The sequence below is a fragment of the Sulfuriflexus sp. genome, from assembly GCF_032250955.1.
Taxonomy (GTDB): Bacteria; Pseudomonadota; Gammaproteobacteria; order AKS1; family AKS1; genus Sulfuriflexus.
Genome location: NZ_JAVVES010000101.1, coordinates 1 through 5,607 on the forward strand (window position 1 = coordinate 1; position 5,607 = coordinate 5,607).

At 53.4% G+C, this 5,607-nt stretch carries 7 protein-coding genes; all 7 read right to left on the reverse strand.

Going from position 1 to position 5,607, the window contains the following annotated elements; translation table 11 throughout:
- Positions 1-112: 112 nt before the first annotated feature.
- On the reverse strand, positions 113-1,393 hold the full coding sequence (locus tag RQ738_RS12900) for a TRAP transporter large permease (protein ID WP_314165687.1): 1,281 nt from the start codon (positions 1,391-1,393) through the stop codon (positions 113-115).
- Entirely contained in the window at positions 1,390-1,902 is a 513-nt protein-coding gene (locus RQ738_RS12905) for a TRAP transporter small permease (protein ID WP_314165689.1), read from the reverse strand. The genes RQ738_RS12900 and RQ738_RS12905 overlap by 4 nt, the downstream gene beginning before the upstream one ends.
- Positions 1,868-2,869 (reverse strand): TRAP transporter substrate-binding protein DctP, encoded by a 1,002-nt coding sequence (gene dctP / locus RQ738_RS12910; protein ID WP_314165691.1) that lies wholly within the window; start codon positions 2,867-2,869, stop codon positions 1,868-1,870. The genes RQ738_RS12905 and dctP overlap by 35 nt, the downstream gene beginning before the upstream one ends.
- Positions 2,869-3,672: a TRAP transporter TatT component family protein gene (locus RQ738_RS12915; protein ID WP_314165692.1), complete on the reverse strand. Its 804-nt coding sequence runs from the start codon at positions 3,670-3,672 to the stop codon at positions 2,869-2,871. Before RQ738_RS12915 ends, dctP begins: the two co-directional genes overlap by 1 nt.
- A 359-nt stretch (positions 3,673-4,031) precedes the next feature.
- On the reverse strand, positions 4,032-4,454 hold the full coding sequence (locus tag RQ738_RS12920) for a DUF6524 family protein (protein WP_314165694.1): 423 nt from the start codon (positions 4,452-4,454) through the stop codon (positions 4,032-4,034).
- Between the two features lie 71 nt (positions 4,455-4,525).
- Complete coding sequence (locus RQ738_RS12925) at positions 4,526-4,789, reverse strand: hypothetical protein (protein WP_314165696.1); 264 nt, start codon at positions 4,787-4,789, stop codon at positions 4,526-4,528.
- 246 nt (positions 4,790-5,035) lie between these two features.
- Entirely contained in the window at positions 5,036-5,455 is a 420-nt protein-coding gene (locus tag RQ738_RS12930) for a hypothetical protein (RefSeq protein WP_314165697.1), read from the reverse strand.
- Between the last annotated feature and the right edge of the window lie 152 nt (positions 5,456-5,607).

Here is a 5,607-nt window from a genome sequence, read left to right on the forward strand (position 1 = left end):
CCTAATATCTGCGCGTATAATTCTTTGTCTCTCATGGCTTCTACGGTAACCTACCCACTTGATTTGGTGAAGAGCCTTTTTTTCAACATCCAGGCCGTCGGCCCCGTCTTGTCTAGCGCAGTCCCGGCAGACCAAGCGACAAGGCCGGCCAGTAGGTAATGATAAGCACGGTCAACAACAGGATAATGAAAAACGGCAGCGTCGCGCGATACAGCTGCATCACGGGTTTTTTGAACCGGTAACTGGCAATAAACAGGTTCATGCCAACCGGTGGTGTGAAATAGCCTATCTGCATATTGGCCAGGAAAATGATCCCCAGGTGCACCGGATGGATGTCATAACCCATCGCGATCGGTAATAATAACGGCACCATGATGACCAGCGCCGAAAAGATATCCAGCATGGTGCCGAGCACAAGCAGAAATATATTCAGCAGGATCAGGAAGGTCAGCCTGTCACTGATATGCGCCTGAACCAGGGCAAACAGTTTTGCCGGCACCCCGGCATCGATCAGGTAATTGGTCGATGCCAACGACAGACCAAGAATGATCAGGATGGCGCCAACCAGCACCATGGCATCCCGCATCACCTCGGGCAGTTTCCTGAGCGATACTTCGCGGTAAATACCGACTTCAACAATCAAGACGTAGAGTACCGTCACGGCCGCGGCCTCGGATACCGCAAAATAGCCGGAATAGATACCGCCGAGGACGATAAACGGCAAGGGAATTTCCCAACGCGCCTCCCACAGGGCCGAGCCGGCCTCTAGCGGCGAAAACGCCTGCAGTGACTGGCTACGGTTGACCCACACGACCCAGACCGATAACACCACCAGCATCAGGAGACCGGGGAATATCCCGGCCAGGAACATGTCGTCGACCGTTACCGGCTCACCGACACCGACTTGTTGTGCGATCACGGCATACAGGATCAGCGGCAACGATGGCGCAAACAACAGGCCGAGACTGCCGGAGGTCGTAACCAGACCGAGGTTGAAGTTTTCGCGGTAACCGGCCTGCGCCATGGCCGGTACAAGCAAGGCGCCCAACGCCACAATGGTCACGCCCGAGGCACCGGTAAACGCCGTAAAAAAGGCGCAGGCCAGCAAGGCGACAATCGCCAGGCCGCCCGGCATCCAGCCAAGCAATGCCTGGGTCACACGCACCAGGCGCGCCGCCGCGCGGCTCTCACTGAGCAGGTAACCAGCAAAGGTGAACAACGGAATGGCGAGCAGGATGGGCATTTCGGCAAGACGGTAAAACTCGATGGTCACCGCCGTCAGGTCAATATCCGAACGATGGAAACCCAGTAGCGCGGCCGCCGCGATGATCGCAAACAGCGGTGTGCGCAATAGCGCCAGCATGATAAGGCCGAGGTTGGTGAGGATCGTCATCGCTTTCCTTGCAGGCCGGCAACGCACCGCACCGCATAGCGCAGGCCGATCACGGCAAAACCGACAGGGATAATCAGTTCAAACCACCAGGCCGGGAACCCGGAAAAAGCGATAACGCCGGCCTCCTGATCCTGCATGACAAATCGCACACCGTGATATGCCAGCACCGCACATACACACAGGGTAAATATATCTGAAAGCACTCCGCTAACACGTTTGCTGCGCGCTGACATATAGCGTGTCAGGATATCAATACTGATGTGGTTGTCCTTGCGCGTGGCAACCATCGCGCCGAGCAGGCCAACCCATAACACCAGGATGCGCAACAGTGGATCACCCCAGGCAAAGCCCGTTTCCAGGGCGTTGCGTAACAGTATCTGCATGCTGGCAATAACGATCATGGCCGCGAGCATAAACACCAACAGGGTGTCTTCGACCCTGTTCGAGTAATGCAACAGGCGTTGCAGGAAACCCTTATTTTGCTTTTCTGGTTCCTTGCCGGTAGTCATGCAGATGACTCCTGAGTGTTTTTAACATGGCCTCGGAAAAGAGACCTTCTCTGGCAAGCTCGTCCATGGCCCGGGATACCTTGTCATTCCATTCTTTCTGCTTGTCAAGATCAGGCGTAATAAACCTGATACCTTGATTTTCAAGCGCCTCGCGCGCCGCATGATTTTCCTCGCGATTCTGCTCGCCGAACTTTTTAAAAATCTTCCCCATCACTTCATGTACGATCTTCTGATCAGCCGCCGTGAGCTTTTCAAATGTCTCGCGTTTCACCACGAGTGTCGCATAGAGATAGGCCAGCGGAATATCCGTAAGGTATTTAACCCGTGTATGCCATTGCAGGGCAATCGCCCCGATCGGCGACGTGCCAACCGTATTAATCAATCCGGTCTGCAGGCCGGTCAGCACGTCGGTGAGTGGCAGAGGGATCGGTGAAACCCCGATCGCCTCGAATGCAGCGCGGCTGATGCGATCTCCCTGTGGCGTCCAGACCTTCTGCTTTTTCAGGTCTTCAATTGAGGCGACCGGGTTATCGGACATCAGGTAGGCAAAACCACCACCACTCAGACCGAAACTGATAAAACCGTTTTGCTTCAGGCCTGCAATGATCTGGCTGTCCATGCGCTGACGAACATAGTCGACTTCTTCAAAGGAACGAAAGGCGAAGAGGAGGTTATAGATATAAGCACCGGTATATATATCGGCCACGCCACCACCGGTCAGGGCGCCACCGTGTAACTGGCCGATGCGGATCTTGCGCAAGACAGTCGCATCGTTACCCATGACACCGCCGGGATAAAACCGGAACGTTACCCTGCCATTGGTGCGCTGTTCGATTTCATTGGCACCCTCGCGCACGGTGTTCATCCAGCTTGTGCCATCCGGGAAGATGGTGGCAATCTTGAAGGTCTGCGCATGCACGGCTACAGACATGCCGGCCAGGAACAGGAAAAAAAGTAATCGCTGCATCAGAAATACTCCGTGGCAGATTCCAGTAACTGCCGTGCCTGTTGTTGTGCGAGCACATTGCTCAGGGTCAGGCCGGGTTCTTGCGGGTTGGCCTTGATGACCTCATTCAGCAGCCGGTCATGCAGTTCCCGGTCAAACACCAGCCGCGCATACCACCGTGCCATTTCAACCTTGGCGATCAGATTCCTGCCGGCAGATAGCTTGATGGCCTGTTCGAAGTGCGCACGACCCTGCTCGGGTTTGCCACCCATGCCGGGCGGCAGGCGCGCCTGCAGGATACCCAGGTAAACATGCGCCTGGCCACCCTCGTACTCATCATCAAGGGCAACAATACGTTCCATCATCGCCTCGATCTTCGGCAGGTCGGCAATCGCGTTCCAGTCTTCCCTGTTCGCCAGCACCCAGCCCGCCCAGGCCGTTGCATAGGTATAGAGTACATCGATATCGCCCTTGCCGGTTTTATTGATTACTGCAACAAACCTGTCGAAGCTGTCTTGATCCACCCGGCACCGCTCTGCCCGATCCAGGCAAAAGGCCCGCCGCGCATAGTCACGCGCCCTGGCCGAGAGTAGCCGGGCACGCCCTGTATCCTTAACAAACACCGAGGCATACGTATTATAGAGACGGGCGCCTGCCATCAGCATTGCGCGGTCGTCCGGGTTACTCTGGATATTGCCGTCGATAATCAGCATGTAGGCCGGGGCACCGGCCCTAACAATGGCGGGGTCTTCCTGGTTCGCGATGCCCTTCTGCAGGTCACCTGCCAGGCCTTCGGTGATCATCGAGGCACAAGCAGATAGCATGCCGATCATCACAGCAAATAAGCTGCAGCGAAGAAATCTGATCCCTGTATATACGGTCACGATGCTTGTCCGTCTTTTTCCATGAATGTCCGCTTCAGAATAGCGCATCTGGCGTCCAGACTCTATTAGCGGCTGGGTTCGCCTTGCTGGCCCGTGGTCTTCATCATCGCTTTTCAGGCTAATCATAGCCAGAATGGTGGCAAGTGCTGCATAACCTCACTCTCGATGAGTGTAGCCAGTGTATTGTAGCCCCCGAAATTGGGGTGGGTATCATTGCGCCAGTCACAGCTGAGGCTGGTAGCACACGGCCTGGCTTGCAAGGTAGCTCGAGCCAGGCATTTTGCAGGCAGGCTTAACCGCTAATCATCATTATCAACGTCGTCCATATCATACTGCCCCGACAAGTTACGCCGGATATGCGACCAGGACATGCCTACTGTTAATAGTACTGTGATAATGATCAGGCCGGCATAGGTATAGAAACGGAGGCTGTCTTCAGAGGTCCAGCCTGAATCGATCATAAGCCAGAGGATGGCCCCGCACAGACCGGTCACCAGCACCAGGCCCACTGTACCCAGTGAACGCAGCGTGGCCCGGACAAATATCACCCAGCCGATAACCAGCAGGATACCGGCAATCAGCTTCAGCGGGGTGAAGGGAAAAAAGTTTTCCACTCCCCAATGGTAATAGGAATAACCTTCCGGGTTATAACTGAGGAACACAATAAGTAGCGCAAATAGAAACCGTAAAAAAACACCACCCCAGGTAAGCTGCCTTGACATTGCATCAACCTCTTTTGTTCTTTGTTTGATTGGCGTTTATTGCAGCGTATCAAAAGACCCGGCTCATGCCTTTACCAGAACTTCCACCATGGCTTTTCTGCTCCATTATCGTCGCGCTCACGCCTGTGCTCCCTGTCCTCGTGTTCCATTTCTTCCCGGTGCTTGCGTTCCTCACGTTCCATTTCCTCCCGGTGCTTGCGTTCCTCACGTTGAGCTTCCTGCTTGTTCTTCTGGTACTCACGCTCGTCTTCTGCTTGATGCTTACGCGACTCGCGCTCGGTTTCCTGCTGGCGTTTTTGCGCCTCACGGACATCCTTGTCAGGTCGATCTGCCATCGCCGCAGGCGAAGCACAGAAAGCGGCTAATAATAAGGTTGTAATCAGAGATGACTTTATCGACATAGCGGTACCTCGCAGTGATGATGTTATAAAGTGAGTATGAACGATTCTAGACCATATATCTGCAAAACCTGAATAGGTAACTCTGCCACTTTATTTGCCTGACATTTTGAATGGCTCTATTTAGACCAATCGACCCTGAGCCTTCTGGTTTTCATATTAGAAACCATTGTTCTCTGGCGTCTACTTATCAGATGATAATTCATGATTTCTCATCGCATCATTCTCGATAAGCACCCGCTCCTGCACCAGTCGCCACAAATCATCGTCCTCTTTCTCCAGCAACATCTCAACGATCTGTTCATTCAGGGTGCCATCCGCCCCCACCACCATTTCAAAGACGGTGAATATAATCTGGGTCTCTGTTGCGCTGATCAGGTTAAAACCCTTGTAAGCAACGCTCTTTATCAAGGCATTTTCAAACTGAAATTTGCACTGCTTATACCATATATCGTAATCGATGTTATCAAACCCGGGGACACCCTGGACGCTGACACGTTTTGATATCATCCCCATGTGTACCTTAAGGTCCTTTTTCCCGGCACTTTCTGCCGCCTCAGTTAACCACTTCTCTGCAATCTGTTGGGCACGTTCTTCTATCATAAAAGTTCCAGTAATAAGTGTTCCGCGTGACAAAACTCAACTCTTTGTGATGTCTGCCGATATTAATAGCCAGTAACACTGCTGTCCCGTTAATTCCCTCTCCCTTCGGGAGAGGGTTAGGGTGAGGGGATTTAGATTCGATAACACCTTGT